We start from the raw sequence: 21,518 nt of genomic DNA on the forward strand, positions 1-21,518 counted from the left end.
TAGTGACGGATCTAGCCCCAGCACCAGCTATCGTCGTCCACTCCACAGCCGAGAAGCTGGCCGAGCTGCGAGCCCGGCTGGAGCTGGCCAAAGAGCCCGGTGGTGAAAAGGCTGCCGCCAAGCGCGAGAAGAAGGGCATCCCGAGCGCCCGCGCCCGCATCCACGCCCTGGTCGATCCGGGCACTTTCCTGGAAACCGGTGCGCTGTGCAAGACGCCCGGGGATCCGAACGCGCTCTACGGTGACGGCTGCGTCACGGGCCACGCGTTCATCGACGGCCGGCCGGTCGGGGTCTTCTCCCACGACCAGACGGTGTTCCAGGGCACCGTCGGTGAGATGTTCGGCCGCAAGGTGGCGCGGCTCATGGAGTGGTGCGCGATGGTCGGCTGCCCGATCGTCGGCATCCAGGACTCGGGTGGGGCCCGGATTCAGGACGCGGTCACCTCGCTGGCTTGGTACGCCGAGCTGGGTCGCCGTCACGAGGCGCTGTCCGGCGTCGTGCCGCAGATCTCTCTGATTTTCGGCAAATGCGCTGGGGGAGCGGTGTATTCGCCGATCCAGGACGACCTGCTTGTCGCGGTGCGCGACCAGGGCTACTTCTTCGTCACCGGGCCCGACGTGATCCAGGAAGTCACCGGTGAGGAGGTCAGCCTCGACGAGCTGGGCGGCGCCGACGCCCAGGCCCGCTACGGCAACATCCACCAGGTGGTGGATTCCGAGGCCGAGGCGTTCCAGTACGTGCGCGATTTCCTGTCGTTTCTGCCGTCCAACTGCTTCGACAAGCCGCCAGTCGTCAACCCGGGGCTGGAGCCGGAGATCACTCCGACCGACATGGAGCTCGACTCGATCGTGCCGGACTCGGACAACATGGCCTACGACATGCACGAGATCCTGCTGCGGATCTTCGATGACGGCGACTTCCTGGATGTGGCCGCGCAGGGCGGACCGGCCATCATCACCGGGTTCGCCCGGGTCGACGGGCGTCCGGTGGGCGTGATCGCCAACCAGCCCATGCATCTGTCCGGGTCGATCGACAACGAGGCCTCCGACAAGGCGGCGCGATTCATCCGGTTCTGCGACCAGTTCGAGCTTCCGCTCGTGTTCGTGGTGGATACACCGGGATTCTTGCCGGGGGCCGAGCAGGAGAAGAACGGGATCATCAAGCGCGGCGGGCGGTTCCTGTCCGCGGTCGTCGAGGCCGACGTACCGAAGGTGACGATCACGATCCGCAAGTCCTACGGCGGCGCCTACGCGGTGATGGGGTCGCGGCAGCTGACCGCCGACTTCAATTTCGCCTGGCCCACGGCGCGCATCGCGGTGATCGGCGCCGAGGGGGCCGCGCAGCTGCTGATGAAGCGGTTCCCGGACCCGACGACGCCGGAGGCGCAGCAGATCAAGAAGGACTTTATCGAGGGCTACAACCTCAACATGGCGATCCCGTGGACCGCCGCCGAACGCGGCTTCATCGACGCGGTCATCGACCCGCACCAGACCCGGCTGCTGATCCGCAAGTCGATGCACCTGTTGCGGGACAAGCAGCTGTGGTTCCGCGTCGCGCGCAAGCACAGCCTGCTCCCGCTTTAATTCGCTCGCCGAGCACCCACGCCGCTTGGGCGTGGCCAACTCACACTTGAGGCGTGAACGCGCCGTCGACCAACTCGTCGAAACGTTCCAGCGCCTCGTCGGACTCGGCGTCGATGCCGCGCAGCGGCCCGCGATCGGCCAGATACCGCTGCGCGTACAGCCGCGCGACGAGCCCCTTCCGGTCGGCGCCGCGGGTGTTCCGCTCCCACGCCGCCTGTTCGGTGAGCAGCGCGGCGGCGTACACGTCGCCCATGAACACCGCCAGCGGGAACAGCCGCGCCTCGGCCACCGGCCGGTCGAGCTTGGACCAGGCCGTCGTCGCCGATTCGAGGTCCTCGATACGCGAGGCGACCAATGCTGTGGTCTCGTCATCATCGGAGACCGAAACGGCGTCGCGCATCCGCGCCAATAGCGTCTCGTGCGCTTGGGTCTGCTCGATGCCGCGCCGCACGTCGAGGCACAGGATATTGTCCGGTCCCTCCCAGATGGTGTTCACCTGCGCGTCGCGCAAAAGCCTTGCCACCGGCCACGTTTCGATGTAGCCGTTGCCGCCGTGGATCTCGATCGCGTCCGAGGCCGCGGTGATCCCGAGCCGGCAGACCTTGAGCTTGGTGACGGGCACCGCGATGCGCTGTCGCAGGCTTCGGGGCTGGCGGTGGTTGCTTGCCCCGATGCCGTCGAACACCAGCGCCTGCGCGGCCTCGACGTCGACGATCAGCTCGGCGAGCTTGCAGCGCATGAGGGGCTTGTCGATAAGCGGTCCGCCGAACGCCCGCCGCTGCCGGGCGTAGCACAGCGATTCGACCAGGGCCCGGCGCGCATTGGCCAGCCCGAACAGCGCGATGCCGAGCCGCGCGGCGTTCGTCAGCTCCATCATGCGGCCAAGTCCCTTGCCATCGGCCGGACCCGACTCGCCAGAAGGCTGATCCGACAACAGAAACGCCTCGGCGTCGACGAACTCGACCTCGCCGGAGGCCACCGACCGGGTGCCGAGCTTGTCCTTCAGTCGGCGCACCCGCACCCCGTTGCGGGAACCGTCGCGGCGCGTGCGCAGCACCAGGAAGTTGGCGACACCACGGGTCGAGTCCGGGGCGCCCTCGGGTTTGGCCAGCACGACGAACGCCTCGCCGGCGCAATTGGACGCGAACCACTTAAAGCCGTTCAAAAGCCACGCTTCTCCCTTTTCGCCGCTGACGCGCCTTGCCGTCGTCTCCAGCGCCCCCAGGTCGGAACCCCCTGTCCGCTCGGTCAGCAGTTGCGCGGTCTCGCCGGCCCATTCGCCGGAGTCGAACTTGGCCAGCACGTGGTCGCGTACGTCGGCGGGCGCGTAGGCGGCCACCAGCGACTGCACCATGCCGCCGCCGGTGCCCAGCGCGCATCCCATCCCGATGTCGGCCTGGTTCAGCAGGTAATTGGACGCGAACATAGGCAGCGACGAACTCAGTCCCGCGCTGCGCGCTTCAGCACGCAATGTCCGCTGGACGTCCAGGACGGCCCGTTTCGATGCCGTGAACGACGCGGGCATGACCACCCGGCTGACGTCGTGGCCCCACCGGTCGTAACGCTCGAGCCGCGGCGGGTTTCGATCGGTTTCCTCCGCCCACCGCGCCACCGGACCACCCATCAACTCGCCGATGCGCGTCAAATGTGGCTCTGCGAACGCCAACTCGTCGGGCCGCAGGTAGTACGCCATCAGGAACTGCAGGCTGGGATCGGTCAGATACCAATTGAGGCCGACGGCTCCGCGATAGTTGTCCGTCTGGTACCGCTGCGCCTTTTCCGGGGTCGAGAAGGGCAGCCGGTCCACGGCCTCCAGGTCGTAGTCGCTCACACCGCGACGGTATTACAAAAGCGTGGTGTTACAAGCCTTTAGGTGGGCACCACAAACTCGGAGGTGTAGTACTCACCCGGATCTTGAGAATGCGGACTGGGTCGTTCGACGATCACCCACACGCCCGTCGTGCCCGGCCGGAGGGTGTCTTGAACGGTCGTCCGTCCGACGCCGGCCCCATCGGTGTCCAGGCCCGCAAAGGCGGTACCCGGGGCCCCGGGGCCACACCCCGCCGACGTCGGCCGGGGTTCCTGGATCAGTCCGACGTCGAAATGGGTTCCCGGCTCCGGCGAATCCGACAGATAAACCTCGGCGACCGCTGTTGACCCACTCTTGTGAATGCGGACCGAACCGGTGGCCAAAGCCGGCTCGAAGCCAAGGGGCGGGGTGCTCACGGCGCTGAAGTCGCAATTTCGAAGAGTCGAATCCAGCGCAACAATTGTGCCGCCCTGGTCAGCCGAGGCTATAGCGCTGCCGGTCGCGATTGCTGAGGAGGTGACCAGCGTGATTGCCGCGGCGGATTTCGTGATTATTGTACATGTGCGCATTTGCCCCACCATTTTGCTCGTTTTAGATCCCGCAAACCCAAAGCCAAGTATTGACCGAATTCGTGAAACTTAAAACCCGGCACTACCGAAATTCTTTGAATTCAATTTCTTTAGTTAGCTGAAGAAATTCAACTGCGGATACTGCCGCGATCGGCATAATTAGCGAGCGCGTGTCCTGCTGGCGAATCGCTAAATACCTTGGGGCGCAAGGGGATTGCCAGTGGGTTCGTCGTTAGCCCTCGACGTACCGATCGCCGGGCGACGTACAAATGTCGTGTCTTGGCGACAACGGCCTGGTGTCGAAATAGTCGATTTCCCGCGAGCCGTCGTTGGCGGTCGTCGACCTCGCTCGGGTTCTGCAAGTAGTCGGAGTCGTTGCGGAGGACGGGTTGACCGGGAAAGCGACCGCCGGCCCCTTCGAAGATGCCCTAGCCAACCAAAATGATCCGGTCATCCGGTGCTGACGCACTCATCGTTCGGAAACCAGGTTGTTTCGAAATGGGATTCAGTGCCGCCGCACTGGCTCGATACACCATGGGTCACATCGGTCACTCCCATCACCGGAGGGGGTGGCGCGTCGCTCAGCGATGTGCTAGCGCCGACGCTAGCGCTTTCCCGAAACGATTGGTGCCAGCCGCGCCGGTGCTGAAGTGACACCTGTGATTACCGCGGTAAAACTTAACCCTAAGGCCAAAACGCTACGGCTTGATCCGGATCCTGCCCGGCGACCACAACCCGCTGCGGGTCGCGGTGCCTAATTGAAGCTGGGCCGGCCCGGCGTCCACGAGCGTCTCGAACTTGCGCAGCGAGCCCCAGTCGCGGCCCCAGTCCCGAGACAGATAGGTCGACATGACGTGGGCGCGCAGCAGCAGGTCGGTAATCCCCAGCAGGCCGCCGTTGACGCCGTCCTGCCAGGTGTCGGTGTCCTGTTTCTTGGCGTTGTAGTCCGGCGTGATGCGGAATTTGGGGATGTCGGTGACGCCGTTGACATGCAGCATCGGCTGCTGGCATGGGAAGGCTAGCCCGACCGCCCAATCCATCAGCACCGGCTGCGACGACCCGACATACTCCTGCAGGGAACGCAGCTCCGGCACGCGCGGCGGAGTCACCGCGATCCAGTCGTCCGGCGTCAGGGACAGGTCCTCGGCCACCACCCGGACCGCAACCGCGTCGGCGGGCATCTGGGAACGGGCGAAGCGCAGGTTGCGCCACGCCTTCGGCTGTTCGCCGTACAAGTCGTAGGGCAGCAGTCGCCCAGCCGGCAGCAGGTCACCGCCGGGACCGGGCCTGCCGTATTCGAGTACGACGGTCTGCCCGGAGGTGTGGTGGTGCAGGATGCTGTTACCGGCGATCGTGCCTGCGGCGGTCACCACTACCAACGGGTGTCCGGCGTCGGGCTTCGGCAGCTGGTACCACGCCGAGGTCAGGCGGCTCTGCTGCTGCGGACCGGTGGTGTAGCTGCCGGCCACCGGAACCTGGTCGGGGTTGAGACCGTAGGGCAACGGGAGTAGGGATCCGTTGATTCCCGGGGCCGTCAGCTTGGTCGGTCCGTACCAGTCGTAGTCGGTCCCGGGCTGCGGTACCGCCGTCTCCCGGACCGCTTCGGCCAGAGTGCGTTCCGGCGCGCCGTTGGGGGTGAATCCTGTTGGGCTGGTCCCCCCTAATGGGCCCAATGGGCCCCAAGGGCCGTAATTGTCTGGTAGCGGCGCCATAAAGCCGGCGTTGCTGTCCGGCTCGACGAGCACGTCGTCGGCCAGTCCGCAACCGCCGCTGAACTCGCGCAGGTTGTCCCAGGCATTGGAGTAGGTGGGATACTGCCGAACGATGCCGGCCACCATCGATGCGACGAACACCAGCGCCATGAAACCCGCCGCGAGGGGGACAGGCGCCGCCGTCACCGCCCGGGCCAGCCGGCCCTGGCCATGGCTGGTATCCGCGAAGTGTAACCAGGCCGCATACACCGCGGTAATCGCGAACAGCGCGAAAAAGATTGCACTGACCGAGATTCCGCCGATTTTCGGCATGGAGCTGTTGAACGGCACGCCGTAGCTCGAGACGTACCACCAACCGTTGGTGGTGGCGAAGCAGAGCGCTAGCACGAACAAAACCGCCGCCAGGAACGCCATACGGTTGCGCGACCAGCGCAGCACCTGGGGTGAAACCAGCACGGTAGTCAGTGCGGCCATCGCCGCGCCCACCGCGGCGAACAGCCCGAAGTGGTGCACCCACTTGGTGGGGGTGAACATCAAGAAGAACATGGTGCCGAAGATGACACCCATCAGCCGCCACGCCGGCCCGCGGGCCACGCCGGGAACTCGCTTGCGCCGCAACATGATGAACACAGCTGTGAACAGGCAGAGCGCGGTGATCAAGAACCCGAACCGGCGCGACAACGAACCGTCGACCGTGGGCAGGATCAGGTAGTAGTAGCGCAGGTTCTCGGTGTACCAGGCCTGGCTGGGGCCGATCGCGGTGCGAATCCTGGTTGCTTCCAACACCGTTGACAGGGTCTGGTCAGCGAACACGACGGTGAAGATGACGAACCCTGCAGCCAGCATCGGCGCCACCAGCGGCCAGGTACCGACAACGCGATGGCGGCGGACCAAAATTCGCAGGATCGGACGTCCACCGGCAACCAACGCGGCCACCGCGATCAAGCCCGTGGGCTGCACCCCCAGGGTGAACGCGGCGGTCACCACCGCCAGCGCCGCCGGCGTCAACCGAGAGGCGCACATCGAGCGCTCGATCAGCACGTAGGTGATCAGAGAACCGACCGCAATGATCGGCTCGGGACGAAGGCCGTTGTCGAACGGCATCCACGCGGTGAGCAGAACCAGGCCGGCCGCCCAGTTGGCTGCCGTGCTGGCGGTTACCGCCGGCCCCAGCCGGGGCAACACCTCACGCGAGAGCAGCAGCCAGCACACCAGCCCGGCGACGAGGTCCGGCAACCGCATCCACAAGCTGCCGTCGCTGACGTGGGTCATCAACGCCAGCAGGTTGTAATACCAGCCGAAGGGGTCTTCCGGGCTGCCGAACCAGCGGAAGTAATTGGACATGTAGCCGGCGTGGTCGGCGACTCGGGCCATGCCCAGGATGTAGCCGTCGTCGGAGGAGTTCGCCCCGATCACGTGCCACAGCACGAACCCGAAGATCACCGTGGCGTCGACGAGGGTGAATTTCTTCCAGCGAGTCGGGATCAGCCGGTGCATCCGGCGACCGTCCAGCTGGTCCAGCCGCCAGAGCGCGACCAGCGAAGCGATGGTGGACAGAATGGCGCCCACCATCGCCAGCAGTTTCAGCGTCGTCGGGGTGGTGGAGAATCGCGTGTCAATGGTCGCCGAGAACTTCAGTCCCGGCGGCGCGGGACCGGTCAGGTCGGTGAACACCCCGACGATCTGCGGGCGCAGGTTGGGGTCGGTGAAACCGCCGCCGAGCGGCTTACCCGCCGGGTCGGTCAACCCGACAAACGTGGCGAAAGTGCCGGCACGAGTGGACGTGATCTCGATCCGCTGACACTGCGGCGACAAGGCCTGATCCCGCGACGCGCTGGCAATCACTACGTTGCGATCGGTGACGTCGACGCGCTTGCTGCTGACGACGACGAACAGCGCGTTGAGCGCGGCGTCCTTGCCCTTCTTGGGCGCAGTGCTCAGCACCACGCCGCCCTCGGGTGGCAGGTCTCGGACCACGGTGCATGGCACGGTGGCCGTCGCGTCGACCGGACTCAGGGAAATGAGGGGCGCTGTAACGTTGTTGAGTTGGCCATTCTGTGGCCAGTTCAGCGTCGCGGTGGTCTGCACGACCGGCAGCAGCGGTGTCGCTATCGACAACACGAAGCCGATCAGTCCGGCGATCGTGGCAACCCACCGGGTGACGCGGACGTCGTCGCGCGTACGGCCGACGGCTTGTTCTTCGTGCTGGATGACGCTCACGGCAGCGCCCGAATCGGTCCTTGCCGGCTCCAGCCGTTCACGGTCATCACACCCTGTTCGACGACGGCAGTCGGCGCCTGGTCACTGGGCACCAAGGGGTAATACTGCTCGACCGATCCCCAGTCGCGATACCAGTCGCCGCGCAGATAGGTCGAGATTGTCGAGGTCCGCAACAGCGCCTGGGTGAAAAGAAACGGACCGCCGGTCTCGCTGGCCTCCCACCCGTTGGACGACGACGCGGTTTGTTTGTGATCGGGCAGAATCCGATATCCCGGAAGTTCGGCAACGCCAAGGTGTTCGGAGAACGGCCGCTGGCACGGGAAGTTCGCGGCGGTCGCGATGTCCATCAGCACAGGTGTGCGCGATCCGATCAACTCCTGCAGGGTCTGCAGCATCGGGACCCGCGGCGGCGTGAACGCGAACCACTGCTCGGAACTCAGGTTTGGGTCGTAAGCGACGATGCGTGCCACGTTGGCCTCCGGGGGCGCCCAGGTGAGCGGGAACCGCAGATTGCGCCACGCCGGCTCCGGCCCGATGTCGATCGGATACACCTCCGCAAGCGGCTGGGTGGTGCCGTCGGGGCGAGCGACGCCCCACTGCAATTTCAGCTGCTGTCCGTAGGTGAAGGTGCCGTCCTCTTTGTACGACCAGATAGCACCGGATGCCGAGACCACGACCACCGGCCGGTCGGGCGTACGCGGCGGCAACTGGTACCAGGAGGAGGTCGCGGAGGCGGCCAGCGAATTCTCGTCGTAGCTGCCCATCACCGGCGTACGGGCCGGGTCGAGGCCGAACGGTAGCGCCACGTGCGACCCGTTCACGCCGATCGGGCCCTTCCCGCCGGCCGTGCCCGCGGAGTCACTCATCGTGGCGTTGGGCTTGTTGGGCGACCCGGTGGAATTCACCACCCCAGGTTTGGTCACCACCGGGTACGACCGCAGGTCGTCACCCACCCCTTCGGGTTTGAACCCGACGGGATTGCTGCCGCCGAGCGGGCCGTCCGGTCCGAACGTCTGACCCGGAACCGGCTGCAGCAGGCCAACATTGGGGTCGGGTTCAGTCAGCACGTCATCGGCCATCGCGCAACTGGTGAGCCCGGAGGTCAGCGCAGCCAGGTTGGCTTTCGCGGTGGTGTAGAGCGGGTAGCGGAAAGCCGCCCCCTTGGCCAGTGAGCCCACTTCGCCCAGGACCATGATCACTGCCACCACCAGCAGGGGCGTCGACGCCAGCACCCGGTTGCGCCGGTTGTCCTGGACCTCGGTGTGCCCGGCGTAGTCCATCCGGAAGTGGTACCAGGCGGCCAGCAACCCAGTGATGATCGACAACGTCAGGAACATCGATGTCACCGGGTGGCTGGCGACGACGGGCTGGATGTCGTACCACGGCACTCCGTAGTTGCCGACGTAGAACCACCCGTTGACTCCCGACGTGGCCCACGCCAACACGAACAGCAGCGCGGTGACGTACAACGCCAGGTTGCGTCGGCTGTGCAGGCCGATACGCGCGACCGTGAATGCGGTGACCGCGCCCAGCGCCCCGGCCAGCCCGGCGAACGCACCGAATTGAATTGCCCACTTGGTCGGCGTGAACGTCAGCAACAGCAACCCGACCGCGGTGGTTCCGATCAGCCGCCAGGCCGGGCCGCTGGCCAGCCCCGGCACCCGGCCACGCCTCAGCAGCACGAACAACATGCCGAACAGGCACAGCAGCAGCACCAGGACAGCGAAGCGCCGCGCCATCGACCCGTCGGGGTTGGATTCGACCGTCAGGAAGTAGTAGCGCAACCAATCTTGGTACCAGGCGATTGTCGGCCCGACCTTGTACTTGATGCGGGCCGACTCGGCGACGGTGGCCAGCGTCTGCGCCCGGAAGACCACGACGGTGATCAGCGACAACGACGCGGCCAGTACTGCCAGCGGTGCCACCAACCCGTCGGTGGCCTGGCGGCGGCGGATCGTCGCGGCGATGGCCCGGGCCCCGGTCAGCAACGCGGCCAGCGCGATCAGCCCCTGCGGTGCCAGCGTCGCCGTGAGCATGGCGACGATGATGGCCACCGCCGCCGGGACCAGTCGTCGCGCCGCGATCGAGCGTTCCACCAGCATCCAGGTGACCAGCACGCCCAGGGCGATCAGCGGCTCGGGTCGCAGGCCGTTGTTGAACGGCAGCCACGCGGCCACGAACACCGCGCCCGCGGTGTACACGGCCGCCCGGTTGGAGGCCATGCCGCCCTTGCCCGGTCCCAACCGCCGCAGCACGCAGCGGCTGATGAGCAGCCAGCATGCGATCCCGGCCAGCGTGGCGGGCAGTCGCATCCACACGCCGGCGGTGCTCACCGACGCCAGCTGGGCCAATACCGAGTGGTACCAGTCGAACGGCGCCTCGGTGGTGCCGAAATAGCGGTAGTAGTTGGCGACGTATCCGGCGTGCGGCGCCACACGGGCGATGGTCAGGTTGTAGCCGTCGTCGGACGAAGTGGCGCCAATAACGTGCCAGAGCAGCAGCGTCGCAATCACTGCAGCGTCGGCGATCCAGGTCGTCAGGCCGACCCGCCACCACGACGGCCGGTGTTCTCGGGGGCGATAGCGGGAGAGCCAGGCGATCGGGGAGCGCCAGTCCCGCAACGTGTCGTCGCCGCGGCTGTGGCGGTCCAGCGCGCCCATCGCGATGATGGCTGCCAGGACGCTCAGCGCGCCGAGGATCATCAGGACCGTCTTCAGTGCCGTCGGCGCGGTGATGAATCTGGTGTCGACGTCGATGCGGGCCGACAACCCGGGCTGGGCCGCGACCTTCATCTCGGTGAAGATCCCGCCGACTTGCGGCTTCTTCTCGGGGGCCAGGATCCCTCTGGCACCGGGGATCCCGACGAAATCCGCACCCGCGGCGCTGGCGTCTGCCCAGATGTGCAGCACGTTGCAGGCGCCGGCGGCGACGGCCGAGCGTTGCGCGACCGCCGCGACCGAGTCTCGGAACGCAACGACGATTACGTCTTTACTGGCGCGCACGAACAGCGCGTGCTTGCCGGCATCCATTCCGCCCGATGGGAGGGTGGACAGCACCAAGCCGCCGTCGGCGGGCAAGGTGGCCATCGCTGCGCACGGGATGGAGATGTCCAGCGCGCGGGGCGCCCCGGAAACCAGCGGTGCGGTGATCTGGGTGACGTTGCCGTCCGCGGTGCTCCCCTGGGGCCATCGGATGGTCGAGGTGGTCTGCTTCACCGGAAGCAACGGAACCAGCGCGCACAACAACAAGCCCACGATGCCGGCGACGGTGGCGACCAGCCGTGGGATCCGCTGCGATCGCTCATTACCGTCGGGGGGCACGAGGGTCGATGGTAAGCGACGCCGCTTTCGCGGGTGAGGATGCCGGGCCGGGCAGGGGCCTGAACGGGTGAGGTATTGGCATTTGGCACTCCGGCCCTCGCCAGCGATTGCCGAGACTTAAACCACTGCGACCCCAGGCGGCGTGTCGTCGCAGCCATGTAAGTGTCGCGGTCCAGCGCGAAGCGGCGCAGCGCGAAGCGGACCCAGCGCGAAGCGGCGCCGCGTGGATTCACCCGCTTGCGGCCGTGCATGCCGTCACAATGGGAGCGACGGCCCTCGACAACCCAGGAGGCTCGCGGCGCAATGAAGAGCTCGGGACTCGGGTTCGGCGTGCTGGGGCCGTTACTGATGACCACCCACGGTGTCCGGTTGCCGCTGGGCGCGCCCAAGCAGCGAGCCGTCTTGGCGATGCTGGTGATCAACCGCAACCGTCCGGTGTCGGTCGACGCGTTGATCGACGCGGTATGGGACGAGGACCCGGTACCGGCCGCGCGGACCAGCATCCAATCCCACGTGTCCAACCTGCGGCGGCTGCTGCGCGACGCGGGCGTCGACCCGTACCAGGTGCTGGCCAGCGCACCGCCGGGCTACCAGCTCAGCATTGCCGACACCGAATGCGACGTCGGGCGTTTCACCACCGAAAAGGCCGCCGGTGTCCAGGCCGCCGCCGCTGGCCGATTCGAGGATGCCAGCAGCCATTTGTCGGCAGCGCTGCGCGAATGGCGCGGCCCGGTCCTCGACGACTTACGAGACTTCGCCTTCGTTCAGGCATTCGGCACCGCGCTGGTGGAGGAAAAGGTGGCGGCGCACACCGCGCGCGCCGACGCCGAGATCGCGTGCGGCCGCGCCGGCGCGGTGATCGCCGAGCTCGAGGCGCTTACCGCCGAACATCCCTACCGCGAACCGCTGTGGGCGCAGCTCATCACGGCCTACTACATCACCGAGCGCCAGTCGGACGCTCTCGGGGCCTACCGCCGTCTCAAAACGGCTTTGGCCGACGGGCTTGGCATCGATCCCGGTCCCACCGTCACCGCGTTGCACGAGCGCATACTGCGCCAGCAGCCGTTGGCCGCAAAGCGTTTGATTTCGACCACCCGCCGGCTGGGCGCTTACCAAGCCGACTCGGATGCCGCGGCCGAGTCCGCCGAAGCCTGGCTGCGTGACCAGACCGGTCGCCGGTATCGGCTGAGCGGCGCGACCACCCGGCTCGGGCGTCTCGACGACAACGACATCGTCGTCGCCGACGACGAGGATGTCAGCCGCCATCATGCGGTAATCATCGACACGGGAGCGGGTTTCGTGATTTACGATTCGCGCTCGACGAATGGCGTCGAGGTAGGAGGTCAGCGCATCCGGGGCAGCGCCAACCTCGCCGACGGCGACCGTATCCGCATCGGCAGCAGCGAGTTCGTCGTCGAGGTCAGCGGGGACTCAGCCACTTAGCCGGGCGGCCAGGGTGGCATGGCCGGGGCCGGCGAGGTCCGCGAGCGCTGCGGGGCGGCCGGTCATCGCCATGAGCAGGGCCTCGCCGGAGCCGGAAACCTCGGGCCCGCTGCCGTGTTCCCAGTCGACGTCGGTGGCCCGCAGGTGCAGTCCTCTGATCCGGCGTCCGGCACCGAGTCGGGGGTTGCCCGGCACGCGGCCGAGGACCTGGACCAGTCGATCGGCGGGGATGGCGCGCGGCTGGCCGAGCGCGCGCCGGATGTCCTGGTGGTGGACCGTGCCGTCGACGAGTGCGATCATTCCGCCGAAGCCCGCGGTTAGCCCGCGTGGAGTGAGGTGATTGCGCAGAAAGTCCAGCAATTCCTGCGGGCTGCGGGCGGCGAACTCGTTGACGCCAACCTCATTGGCGCGCACTATCCCGCCCTTCGCGAATCGCTTGATCAGCCCAAGAGTGCCGAGTTCCTCGTAGCTGATCACATGCGCGACAACATCTTTCACGCTCCACTTGGTACACAGACTGGGTGCGGCCCACTGTTGCGGAGTCAGGGTGGCCAGGAACTCCGCGAGGTCGGCCCGCTCGGCGCGGGCCATGTCCATCAGGCTGGCTTCTCCGTTTGTCGTCATGACCGTGCCGCCACGCTGAACAGGTGACCATAGCGGTCCAGATACAGCGGCCAGCCAGCGTCCCCGTCGACGCCGTCGGCGACCGACTGCCAGCCCTTGCCGTGGCGGTCCAGATGGCGGTGTTCGAGTTCGACGCGGGTACGTTGGCCGGATTCGGCGATAAAGCGCACCTCGACTTCGCTGGCTTTGGACGGATCGTCTTGCAGTTGCCAGGTCGGACCGATGTCCCAGGTGAACACGACGCGGGTGGGCGGCTCGTAAACCAGCACGCGTGCCCATCGGCACTCGGTGCCGTCGACCCCTCGGTCGTAGATGTGCCCGCCCACCCGGGGCTCGAAAACCGTCTCAGCGATGGGGACGGCGAGCAGATTGTGCTCGCGCGGTTTGAAGTCGCCGAACCGCTCGGTGAAGACGGCGAACGCGCGCTCGACCGGGGCGTTGACGACGATGCGGTGACGCACGTCGGGTGTTCGTGGCTCTGTCATGCAGGATCCCCTCCCATGTCGTTGAGGCTTTGTGCGTATGTGGCCAGCGCTTGCGTCCAGAATCGGTCGAGGTCGGCTCGCAACGCTTGCAGGCCGGTCGGGTCGAGTTGGTAGACGCGACGCGTGCCGTCGGCGCGGTCGCGCACCAGCCCCGCGCACTTGAGCACCTTGAGGTGTTGCGAAACGGCCGGCCGGCTGACGGGCAGGTCACGAGCCAGTTCGCCGACGGCCAGCGGGCCGTGCGCAAGCCGCTCCACAATCGACCGGCGTGTCCCGTCAGCCAAGGCGAGCCACGCAGCGCCCGTTTGGTAAGTGACCACGAACCGTAAGTCTAGACTTACAGAGCCTCGAACTCAATGCTTCGGCAGCGCAGTACGCTTCTCGGCCGTTCAGTCACCGGTGCGTTCGACATTCAGCGCTTCGTTATAGGAGCCGGCACAAGCACCGCTGCCGGCTATGTCCCTATGTCCGAAGCCAGTCATTTGCGTGATTGGATCTTGCGTCGGCTGCGGAAGCGGAAGCTCCCAATAGACTTTCGTCGGAACGGATCCGCCGGCGCTGCAGTTTTGATTGCCGTCATACGTGTAGATCCATTTTCCGTTCGCGAAATTGTAGACGTCAGTCCCATGACCATGGTTGACGCTGACGCAGCGTTCGCCTGTCCGAAGGCACGTGGTCTGAACAGTGCCATCGTCCGACATAGCCTTGAATCGCGTGTTGGCGGGCGTATGCGTAATGCGGTAGCGGCCGTGCCAAGCCTCGGCCGCGGACGCTACGCGCACAGGTTGGCTGGCCGGATCGGGAAGGCTGTTGAGGTCGACGTCTCCGGTCCGGGTGAAGGTGATGGTTCGTTCCGTCTCGCAACCAGGAGGGCCGGTCGCGCGATACTGGCCGCCGAGTGTTCCATCGGGGCGTGGCTGCAGCGTGATGGTGGTCCAGTATTCGCCGGGAGCACAGCCCTTGAACCCCGTCACATCTGGTGGGAACGACGTCACCGAAGCTGTCCCGACGGCATGCCACTCTCCGCCGATGTCGTCCAGCACGAATGACGGCTGCAGGGTGGGACCGCCCGTGGCGGCCGCTGTTGCCACGCAACCGGTGTTACGGCATGCGGAACGGACCGCCCATTGGCCGGTCGACGGGGTCCCGCCGTCGTCCGGTTTCCCGTAGGTGGCCGAGGCACCGAAGTCGGCGCGGTACACGCCGGTGAAGGGACCGGTATTCGGCGGTGCCGTGCTCGTCGGGACGGCAGCGGGCCGGTTGCTGCGGTCGCTGCCGGTGGTCAACACGACGGCGAGTACCACGGCGATTGCGGCGAGCACCGCTGCAGCTCCCGCCCATGCGATGCGGCGGCGGTTTCTTTGGCCACTAGGCGACTGACCCACCAGCGGTCCAAGCGAGCTGGGGCCGGTGGCTGGATGGAAATGGGTGGCGCCTGACGGCGAAGCGAAAGCGGCCACGGGTGCGCCCTGACCCTGGTGCACGTCGGGCTGCATCTGGTTGACCGGTGCGGTCGGCGGCACCGGGTGGGATCGCGGAATCGGGGTGGTGATCGCGTCGCGGGCTGCGTCGGCCAATTCGATTGTTGTCGCATACCTTTCGTCGGGGTCTTTGGCCATACCGGTTGCGATCACTTCGTCGGCTTGCGGAGGCACATTCGGTTGATTTATCGACGGCCGGGGAGGCGGCGTGCTCAGGTGTGCGGCAACCAGGCGCGCCATCGTCGTCCCGTCGAAAGGCGGGCTTCCGGTCAGGCATTCATACAGCACGCAGGCCAATGAATAGATGTCGGCGCGGGCATCTTCGGTTCCGCTGTCCAGACGCTCGGGCGCGATGTATTGGAAAGTGCCGATCATGTAGCCGGACTTGGTCATTCGCGTTTCATCGGCCACTCGGGCGATGCCGAAATCGATCAGGTAGGCGAAGTCGTCGCGATCGAGCAGGATGTTCGACGGCTTGATGTCGCGGTGCAGCAGCCCGACCTGGTGGGCGTCATGCAACGCCTTGGCGACTTGCTCGATGATGCGCACCGCCCGCCCTGGTTCCAGCGGCCCGTCAGCCAGCACGGCGCCCAGGTCCCGGCCTTCGATCAGACGCATATCGACATAAAGGCGACCGTCGATTTCGCCGTAGTTGTGGATCGGAATTACGTGCGGGCTGTTCAATCGTGCTGCCGCATGGGCTTCCCGGCGGAATCGCTGCTGAAAGTCTTTGTCGTCGGACAAATTCGCGGGCAAAACCTTGATTGCCACAATTCGGTCGGTTTCGGTGTCATGGGCACGCCACACCTCGCCCATGCCGCCGCGGCCGAGTAACTCCACCAAGCGGTAACGCCCGAAAGGCGTGCCGTCCTCTGCCGACATCGCGCAACTCCCATCGGCTCGTTTCTCGACCCGTGAAAGATATGAAGAAGACCACAAGTATGGCGAATGCAGCCCGCATTTTCCGGGTTTCTGCTAATCGGCCGTCGGTGCGGTCTAAATACGACGAGTTACGCCGAGGTCATTACGGGGTTGTGCCGATATTTGCCCGCCACCATTAGGTCTTACGCAGTGGCGCGGGGTTCCACAGCCCGCCGCGGGTCTCCGTCCCTAACTCGAGCTGGGCCGGCTGGGCGTCGGGGTAGTACGGCGTCAGCTGTTGCAGGCTGCCCCAGTCCCGGAACCAGTCGTCTCTGAGGTAGCTGGCTACCGTCGTTGCCTTCACCAGCAACTCGGTGATGCCCAGCGGCCCGCCGCCGTTGTTGTCCATCACCGGAGAGTTGGCCTCGGCCCCGAACCGGTCCGGCAGGATGCGCCATTTCGGCGTCTCGGTGACGCCGTTTCGATGGCCGAACGGCCGCTGACACGGGAAGGCCAAACCCACCAGCCAGTCCAGGAACACCGGGTCTCTCGAGCCCACCACCTCCTGCAGTGTGCGCAACTCGGGTATCCGCGGCGGCGTCAGCGCAATCCAGTGCTGCGGCGCCAGATCCGAGTCGTCGGCGACCAGGCGAACCTGGGTGGCCTCGCTCGGAATCACCGATAGCGGCAGTCGCAGGTTGCGCCAGGCCGGTACCGCGCCGACGTCGCCGAATTGGAAGGACCCGCCCGGATGCCCGCTGGTCGCGCCGTCGTCGGTGGCCCATTGCAGCTGAATCTCCCGCGGATCGAAGCGGCCGGCCGCCGATATCACCAGCAGCGGGCCGGCTTTGGTGCGCTCGTTCTTGGCGGGCAGTCGGTACCAACCGGAGCGCAGCATCGCAGGCACCTGAATACCGGCTCGCCAGCTGCCCAGCACCGGCGTGCGGCCCGGATCCAGGTGGTAGGGCAGTTGGGCGCGCGAGCCGTTGATGCCCGGCGCGGGGTTGGTGCCGCCCTCTGTGCCGGCCTCGCTGTTGGTGGTCTTGCTGTCTTCGTTGATGAAACTGCGGTCGCCGGGACGTTCCATCACCGGGTCGGCGGAGACATCGGCGGGAATACCGTTGGGCGTAAAGGCTTCCGACAGGCCCGCTCCGAGGGCGTCGGCAACTGGGGCTGAAACAGGCGGCAGCATGCCGGCGTTGGGATCCAGCTCCACCATCACGTCCTCGGCCAGACCGCAGGACTTGCCCGCGAGCGCCTGCAGGTTGGAGCGGCCCACCGACCACGCCGGGTACTGGGTCGCCATCGCCGCGGTCAACGACACCACCTCGAAGATCACCAGGATCCACGTCGCAATTGCCAACGGAGACTGGACGATTACGGCCACGCGCGCCCCGTACCGGGTCTGGGGCGGCCCGTTATGGGTCGCGACGAAGTGGAACCACGCCGACAGCAACAGCACCACCACGGTCAGCCCCAGTAGCACGGTGGCGAAGGCATAGTGCCAATCCGGGAACGAATTCGACCATGGCACACCGAAATTGGACACATACCACCAGCCGTTGACGCTGGCGAACGACAGCGCGACCAAGAACAGCACGGCGGCGGCGAACACCGTGCGATTGCGTCGGGAATGCATCGAATCGGCCGTCACCGCGACAGCGGCCAGCGCGCCCAGACATCCGGCCAGCCCGGCGAACACCCCGAAGTGGTGTGTCCATTTGGTCGGAGTGAACATCATCGCCAGGAACGAGATGATCGTGATGCCGACGATGCGCCGGCTCGGTCCGGTGGCGGTGCCCGGAATTCGGCCCTTGCGCAACGACATTGCCACCGAGATCGCCAGCGCGAGTACCAAGGCCAGCACCGCGAAACGGCGTGCGACCGACCCGTCGGGACTGGCCATGAACAGGCGCTCGTAGCGGATGTGTTCGTCGAACCAGCTGAGGCTGGGCCCGACGGCGCGCTTGAGCATGCTGGCTTGCATCTCTCCGGCCAGGGTCTGGTCGCGGAAGATCAGGATCGTGGTGACGGTTACCGCGGCCAGGATGGGCGAGACCAGCGGCAGCAGGCCGAAGCGTTTTGACCTGCGATGCAGGATGGTCCGCAGCGGCCCAACCGCGACCAGCAGCGCACCGATGGAGGCGATGCCCGTCGGCCCGGAGAACAGCGTCAGCGCGCCGATGATGCAGGCGACCGCCACCGGCAGCAGCCTGCTGGTGGCCACCGCCCGTTCGACCGAGCACCAGGTCAGCAGGATGCCCAGGGCGATGATCGGCTCGGGCCGCAGGCCGTTGTCGAGCGGCAACCAGACTGCCAGGAACATGCCCGCCGCGGTCCACGCAGCAGCCCGGCTTCGCTTGACGGCCTGCCCCAAACGAGGCATGACTTCGCGGCTGATCACCCACCAGCAGGTCAGCGCCATCGCGAGGACTGGCAGCCGCATCCAGACGCTGGCGGTGCTGACGTGGGCCCACAGGGCGAGCAGGTCGTAATACCAGCCGAACGGCGCCTCGGGGGTGCCGAACCAGCGGTAGTAGTTGGCCATATAACCGGCGTGCTCAGACACCCGCGCCATGGTCAGGATGTAGCCGTCGTCGGACGTGTTGGCGCCGACGAAATGCCACCACACCAGCACGCCGATCACCAAGGCGTCCAGGCCGCCGATCGACCACCAGCGAGCGGGCAGGAAGCGCCGGTGCCTGGTGCCGTCAGCGGTGTCGAGGACGTGCAGCGCGACCAGCGCCGCGACCGTCATCAGCACGCCGAGGACCATCGCGACCAGCTTCAGCATCGTCGGGCTGCTGCTGTAGCGGGTGTCGACGGTCGCCGAGAAGCTCAGACCCGGTGGCGCCGGGCCGGACAGGTCGGTGAATATGCCGACGATCTGGGGCCGGAAGTCGTAGCCGCTGCGTTCGCCGCGCAGCGGCGAGCCCGGGTGCTCGGCGTTGGGTCCCTGGGTCAGGCCGACGAACTCGGCGGTGACCCGGTCGGCGTGGGCGGTGAAGGTCAGACGCTGACACGCCGGACTGAGCACCTGGCTCAGTGGGGCGGTGACCACCGCGACATTGCGTACCACCAACACGAGCTCTTCGTTGGCGCGCTGGATCAGCAGGCCGCGGTCGACGGCTTTCGGTGCTTGTTTGGGGACGGTCGACAACAGCACCGTCTTGCCCGCGTTCTGTGGTCCGGCCAGTCCGGCGGCGGCCTGGCAGGGCACGCTGACGTTCAGTTCGGTGGCCACGTAGCCGATCAGCGGCGCCTCGACGCTGTTGAAGGTGGCGTTCTGCGGCCAGTTCAGTTGGGCGGTGGTCTGGTTGACCGGCAGCACCGGGGTGACGATCGCCAGCAGGGTCCCGAGGAGCCCCGCGACGACGGCAATGGAGCGAGCGATCCGGTGATTCGCTCCCGTGTCGCTCACGGAGGTAGATCGTAGTTCTTCGACCGTGTCAGGTGAGGTCTCGGTGGCCATCAGCCGCTACCCGCAGGCTTGCGAATCGCCAGTACGAAGGGGCCAACGCTTTCCATCGCGAACCGCGGGTCGGCGAACAGCGCGGCCGGTAGCTCGACGAGGTAGCGGCGGACGTTGGGCTGGTTGGGGTACACGTCCTCGGCCAGCCGCAAGGTATAGGTGTGGCCCGCGCCGCGGCGCATCAGGAATACGGTAGGCGGCTGCCAGGGCAGCGTGTCCAGCGCATGGATGAACTCGTCGGCGGTGTTGAGCTTGGCCCAGTGTTTGATCTGGACGGCACGCTCGTCGAACTGCGCAAGCGGGTTGGCGTAGTGCGACGTCAGCCCCTGAAAGCCCCAGTACGGGTAGTAGGACAGGAAGCTGTAGTCGGCGGTCAGCACCACGGTCTGGTCGGGCGGTTTGCCGGTGACGCGCCGGATTGCGGCGTCGATGGCCGGGTAGTACTTCTCCGAGCTCGGTGGCCGCCGGTCGCCACGCTGGCCGTAGCCGTCGGTGTCGGTGTAGGCGATGGTGAGGTCGGGGCGCAGCACGTCGGGAATGTCCTGGCTGAAGGCGATCGCCCCGGCCAGCCCGATCGCGCCGGCCACCGGCAGGATCGCGCGGCTCCGGCCGGCAAGTGCTTGGGCCGCCTCGACGAAGCCGAACACCCCGGCAGTGACCAGCAGCACCGACAACGACGGCTGCAGCCGGAACGAGAGCAGTGTGGTGCGGGCCAGCGTGGTCAGCATCGACAACAACGACCACAGGTAGACGGCCAGCACCGCGATCGCCAGGGCACCCGCCCGCACCGACGAACGGGCGCGCACCACCAGCCAGAGCGTGCCCAGCATGCAGATCGCGCCCAGCAGCGAGAACTGCAGCATCGGGAAGGTCAGCTCGGCGCCGTCGGCCGGGAGGTAGTGCTGTGCGCTGCCGGTGTCGCTGACTGGGCTGCGGGTCGCCCGCAACAAGAACGGCAGCCACGTGGTGGACCCGATGGCTGCTGCGACGACGGCGATGACGGCCACCCGGCGCAGTGGGTCCAGGGCGGCTTTCAGTCCGTCGCTTCGCCAGCGCGATGCGGCCAGCGCCAGCGCCATCAGGGCGATGGTGAATGCCGTGTAACCGAATAGCAGCGTGTACCACGTGGCGGTGAAGCCCAGGAATATCCCGGCGCCGACGACCGCAGCCCAGCCGCCCGCGCGGGTGCCGCCGCGCAGACCCGACCAGGTCAGCACCAGCACCGGCGGCAGCAACACCGCGATCATCGCGGCATACGGCTCCGGCGAGCTGTACGCCAGCGTGACCGCCGCGGTGGCAGTGGTGACGATCAGCGCGTATTCGAAGCGGATCATCCGCCACCACAGCACCAGCGCCACCGCGACCGCGATAGTGATCGACGTGATCGCCCACGGCTTGAACATTTCCCAGGCCGGTGTCCCGGTAAGTGCCGCGACGCGTCCGCCGATCCAGAACCAGCCCGGCGGGTAGAACGGCGGCAGCCCGCGATAGGTCATGTCCTGCAGGGCGGGGCTGTCGGTGAGCCGGGTCAGGTACTCGGTGCGGAATTGCTGGTCGACGGAGATGCCGAACAGGTACAGCTTGGTGGCCCCCAACGGCATGCCCAGGGTCACGACGGTGAAGGCGGAGACGAACACCAGCCCGCTCAGCTGAGTCAGCAACCGAAACCGTCCGCGCCGCCACAGCCAGCCGGTCGCGATCAGTGCGGCCAGGCAAGCGACCTGGCCGACGGTGGTCAGCGCGTGCAACTGGTTCGACGACGGAAACGCCGGCCACTGGACGCTGGAGATGGCGACCAGCGAGGCCGTTGCGACCACGACGGCAATAAGGGCCGCCAGAACCATCTGGCCGAGAACTGCCAGCACGTTACCGCCGCGAGCAGACGCAAAAGCTCCCATTTCGCGCCCGAATCGGGCGCTTTTGCGTCTGCTCGGCATG

General features: G+C 66.7%; 13 protein-coding genes. 3 read left to right on the forward strand and 10 right to left on the reverse strand.

What is annotated here, in order from left to right; all coding sequences use genetic code 11:
• The first annotated feature begins 2 nt into the window (after window positions 1-2).
• Window positions 3-1,583: an acyl-CoA carboxylase subunit beta gene (locus A5791_RS05960; RefSeq protein ID WP_067232675.1), complete on the forward strand. Its 1,581-nt coding sequence runs from the start codon at window positions 3-5 to the stop codon at window positions 1,581-1,583.
• Between the two features lie 40 nt (window positions 1,584-1,623).
• Here A5791_RS05960 and A5791_RS05965 read toward each other — a convergent pair whose 3' ends face one another.
• Entirely contained in the window at window positions 1,624-3,414 is a 1,791-nt protein-coding gene (locus A5791_RS05965; protein ID WP_067232678.1) for an acyl-CoA dehydrogenase family protein, read from the reverse strand.
• A gap of 38 nt (window positions 3,415-3,452) precedes the next feature.
• Window positions 3,453-3,809, reverse strand: coding sequence for a hypothetical protein (locus A5791_RS05970; RefSeq protein WP_231995813.1), 357 nt, complete (start codon window positions 3,807-3,809; stop codon window positions 3,453-3,455).
• On the opposite strand from A5791_RS05970, the gene A5791_RS27060 reads away from it, so the two are divergent.
• Window positions 3,802-4,035: a hypothetical protein gene (locus A5791_RS27060; protein ID WP_231995814.1), complete on the forward strand. Its 234-nt coding sequence runs from the start codon at window positions 3,802-3,804 to the stop codon at window positions 4,033-4,035. The two genes, A5791_RS05970 and A5791_RS27060, sit on opposite strands and share 8 nt — an antisense overlap.
• Window positions 4,036-4,660: 625 nt before the next feature.
• Here A5791_RS27060 and A5791_RS05975 read toward each other — a convergent pair.
• On the reverse strand, window positions 4,661-7,894 hold the full coding sequence (locus tag A5791_RS05975) for an arabinosyltransferase domain-containing protein (RefSeq protein ID WP_082966767.1): 3,234 nt from the start codon (window positions 7,892-7,894) through the stop codon (window positions 4,661-4,663).
• Window positions 7,891-11,214, reverse strand: a complete 3,324-nt coding sequence (locus tag A5791_RS05980) for an arabinosyltransferase domain-containing protein (RefSeq protein WP_067232681.1) — start codon at window positions 11,212-11,214, stop codon at window positions 7,891-7,893. The genes A5791_RS05975 and A5791_RS05980 overlap by 4 nt, the downstream gene beginning before the upstream one ends.
• 303 nt (window positions 11,215-11,517) lie before the next feature.
• On the opposite strand from A5791_RS05980, the gene A5791_RS05985 reads away from it, so the two are divergent.
• Window positions 11,518-12,657: a BTAD domain-containing putative transcriptional regulator gene (locus A5791_RS05985; RefSeq protein ID WP_067232685.1), complete on the forward strand. Its 1,140-nt coding sequence runs from the start codon at window positions 11,518-11,520 to the stop codon at window positions 12,655-12,657.
• On the opposite strand, the gene A5791_RS05990 is transcribed toward A5791_RS05985, so the two are convergent.
• The 6 genes from A5791_RS05990 to A5791_RS06015 all read right to left on the reverse strand — a co-directional run bounded on the left by A5791_RS05990 (window position 12,646) and on the right by A5791_RS06015 (window position 21,517).
• A complete protein-coding gene (locus tag A5791_RS05990) occupies window positions 12,646-13,281 on the reverse strand; it encodes a maleylpyruvate isomerase family mycothiol-dependent enzyme (RefSeq protein WP_067232689.1) in 636 nt (211 codons plus the stop codon). The two genes, A5791_RS05985 and A5791_RS05990, sit on opposite strands and share 12 nt — an antisense overlap.
• A complete protein-coding gene (locus A5791_RS05995; RefSeq protein WP_067232693.1) occupies window positions 13,278-13,766 on the reverse strand; it encodes an SRPBCC family protein in 489 nt (162 codons plus the stop codon). Before A5791_RS05995 ends, A5791_RS05990 begins: the two co-directional genes overlap by 4 nt.
• Window positions 13,763-14,086: a helix-turn-helix transcriptional regulator gene (locus A5791_RS06000; RefSeq protein ID WP_067232697.1), complete on the reverse strand. Its 324-nt coding sequence runs from the start codon at window positions 14,084-14,086 to the stop codon at window positions 13,763-13,765. Before A5791_RS06000 ends, A5791_RS05995 begins: the two co-directional genes overlap by 4 nt.
• Window positions 14,087-14,155: 69 nt before the next feature.
• Window positions 14,156-16,129 carry a serine/threonine-protein kinase gene (locus tag A5791_RS26680; RefSeq protein ID WP_067232701.1) on the reverse strand — a complete coding sequence of 658 codons (1,974 nt, stop codon included), beginning with the start codon at window positions 16,127-16,129 and terminating at the stop codon, window positions 14,156-14,158.
• Between the two features lie 175 nt (window positions 16,130-16,304).
• Window positions 16,305-19,580, reverse strand: coding sequence for an arabinosyltransferase domain-containing protein (locus tag A5791_RS06010; protein WP_067232704.1), 3,276 nt, complete (start codon window positions 19,578-19,580; stop codon window positions 16,305-16,307).
• The gene (locus A5791_RS06015; protein WP_082966768.1) at window positions 19,580-21,517 is read right to left on the reverse strand and encodes a galactan 5-O-arabinofuranosyltransferase; all 1,938 of its coding nucleotides are present in this window, start codon (window positions 21,515-21,517) and stop codon (window positions 19,580-19,582) included. The genes A5791_RS06010 and A5791_RS06015 overlap by 1 nt, the downstream gene beginning before the upstream one ends.
• Between the last annotated feature and the right edge of the window lies 1 nt (window position 21,518).

The organism is Mycobacterium sp. 852002-51163_SCH5372311, from assembly GCF_001667115.1.
Classification (GTDB): domain Bacteria; phylum Actinomycetota; class Actinomycetes; order Mycobacteriales; family Mycobacteriaceae; genus Mycobacterium.

Bases quoted from the DNA above. Each gene is read 5' to 3' on its own strand.
- A5791_RS06010 (WP_067232704.1), bottom strand. From the start codon at position 19,580: ATGGCCACCGAGACCTCACCTGACACGGTCGAAGAACTACGATCTACC.
- A5791_RS06015 (WP_082966768.1), bottom strand. From the start codon at position 21,517: ATGCCGAGCAGACGCAAAAGCGCCCGATTCGGGCGCGAAATGGGAGCT.
- A5791_RS05990 (WP_067232689.1), bottom strand. From the start codon at position 13,281: ATGACGACAAACGGAGAAGCCAGCCTGATGGACATGGCCCGCGCCGAG.
- A5791_RS05985 (WP_067232685.1), top strand. From the start codon at position 11,518: ATGAAGAGCTCGGGACTCGGGTTCGGCGTGCTGGGGCCGTTACTGATG.
- A5791_RS26680 (WP_067232701.1), bottom strand. From the start codon at position 16,129: ATGTCGGCAGAGGACGGCACGCCTTTCGGGCGTTACCGCTTGGTGGAG.
- A5791_RS05995 (WP_067232693.1), bottom strand. From the start codon at position 13,766: ATGACAGAGCCACGAACACCCGACGTGCGTCACCGCATCGTCGTCAAC.